The sequence below is a fragment of the uncultured Brachyspira sp. genome, from assembly GCF_910578695.1.
Taxonomy (GTDB): domain Bacteria; phylum Spirochaetota; class Brachyspiria; order Brachyspirales; family Brachyspiraceae; genus Brachyspira.
The window spans coordinates 1-1,978 of sequence record NZ_CAJTQJ010000077.1 but is presented as its reverse complement, the minus strand read 5'-3'; the positions used below and the strand labels follow the sequence as shown (position 1 = coordinate 1,978).

General features: G+C 27.8%; 2 pseudogenes. Both read left to right on the top strand.

Going from position 1 to position 1,978, the window contains the following annotated elements:
* Positions 1 to 105: 105 nt before the first annotated feature.
* Positions 106 to 1,083, top strand: a pseudogene (locus QZ288_RS11795) (ankyrin repeat domain-containing protein); the annotation flags it as partial.
* Between the two features lie 93 nt (positions 1,084 to 1,176).
* Positions 1,177 to 1,737 (top strand): annotated as a pseudogene (locus QZ288_RS11715) (ankyrin repeat domain-containing protein); the annotation flags it as partial.
* Positions 1,738 to 1,978 lie beyond the last annotated feature (241 nt).

Genomic DNA, 1,978 nt, shown 5'->3' with positions numbered 1-1,978 from the left:
ATTTTGTCATGCAAGAAAAAAGAAGATGAAGCTATAAATATTAATAATGATTCTAATTATATAAGCAATTCTGAAAATATATATCATAAAACATATACCAATGTTGTGAAGATTAAAGGCAAAAATAAAAATTATAATATATTTGAGGCTATAAAAAACGGCAATTTAAAAAGAGTTCAGGAACTAATTAGAGAAGGTGAAGATGTCAATCAAATTTGTGATATCGATGAAAGTCTAGAATATGAACTTGGAGGAGAATGCGGAGAATATACACCTTTGATTTTTGCTATATGGTGTAGGGATTTAGATATAATTAAATATTTACTTGATAATGGTGCGGATCCTTTTAATATATGTTATGACTATTATTTTGATGGTGATTGGAATGCTTTTCTTTGGGCTTGTGGTAGAGGAAATATTGATACAATAAAATTGCTTGCTGAGTTTGATACTAATTTGATTAATTCGGTAGACCAATACGGAAGGGATGGGATTTTTGTAGCCAATATATTTAGGAATAATATAGAAGTAATTGAATATTTAGTTAAAGATTTAGGAATAGACATAAATAATAAAGATATAAATGGAAACACACTTCTTGATTATTATAAAGAACGATATAACTATGATGAATATGAATATGAGATCGTAGCAAAATTGAAAGAATTAGGTGCTAAAAGCGATGGTATATTTGAGGCTATAGAAAACGGCAATTTAAAAAGAGTTCAGGAACTAATTAGAGAAGGTATAGATATTAATAGTATTAAACCCTATTATGGAGATGAATATACACTTTTGATTTTTGCTGTATGGTGTAGGGATTTAGATATAATTAAATATTTACTTGATAATGGAGCGGATCCTTTTGAGAAAGCTCATCTCGATAATTTGGGTTCCGGTTGTAATGCCTTTCTTTGGGCTTGCGGTAGAGGAAATATTGATACAATAAAAATGCTTGCTGAGTTTGATACTAATTTGATTAATTCGGTAGACGAATACGAAAATAATGGGCTTTTTGCGGCTTTTAGATGTAATAATATAGAAGTATTTGAATATCTAGTTAAGGATTTAGGAATAGACATAAATAATAAAGATATATATGGAAAAACACTTCTTGGTCTTTATGAAGAAGAATATCAATATGATGAATATGATTATAAGATCATAGCAAAATTGAAAGAATTAGGTGCTAAAAATTATGGTATATTTGAGGCTATAGAAAACGGCAATTTAAAAAGAGTTCAGGAACTAGTTAGAGAAGGCGAAGATATTAATCAAATTTATACAGGAGGTACTTTATACAACGAGTTTATAGATTACACATTTTATGTAAAAAATGCTACCCCTTTGGTGTTTGCTGTATTTTATAGAGATTTAGGTATAATGAAATATTTACTCGATAATGGAGCGAATCCTTTTGTTGAAAATGATGACGGTGAGAATGCTTTTCTTTGGGCTTGCGGTTATGGAAATATTGATACAATAAAAATGCTTGCTGAGTTTGATCCTGATTTAGTTTATTCTGAAAGCATATACAACGTGAATGGGCTTCATATTGCTGTTTTATATAATAGTATAGAAGTAATTGAATATTTAGTTAAAGATTTAGGAATAGACATAAACAGTAAAAATAAATATGGAGACGGAGTTTTATATTATGCTAGAATACGATATAATAATGGTAGGGCAAATGAGGCACTAATAGAAAAACTTAAAGAATTAGGTGCTGCGGAGTAATTTTTATTAGCACTAAATGATTTTTAATTGCCTAAATACTAAATATAAAAATTATGAGTATGCAGCATTCATAAAAATAGACTTATAATTCTTATTAACGATAAAAAGTTTTAAGCTAGCATTAATAATAAAATTTGGGGCTGTCCTAGATAACTAAAAAAGCTCATTTTTGTTAAATTATATATAATTTCTAATTGTTTTTCAATATCTTATCTAAATTGGCATTTTTTAATAAATGAAA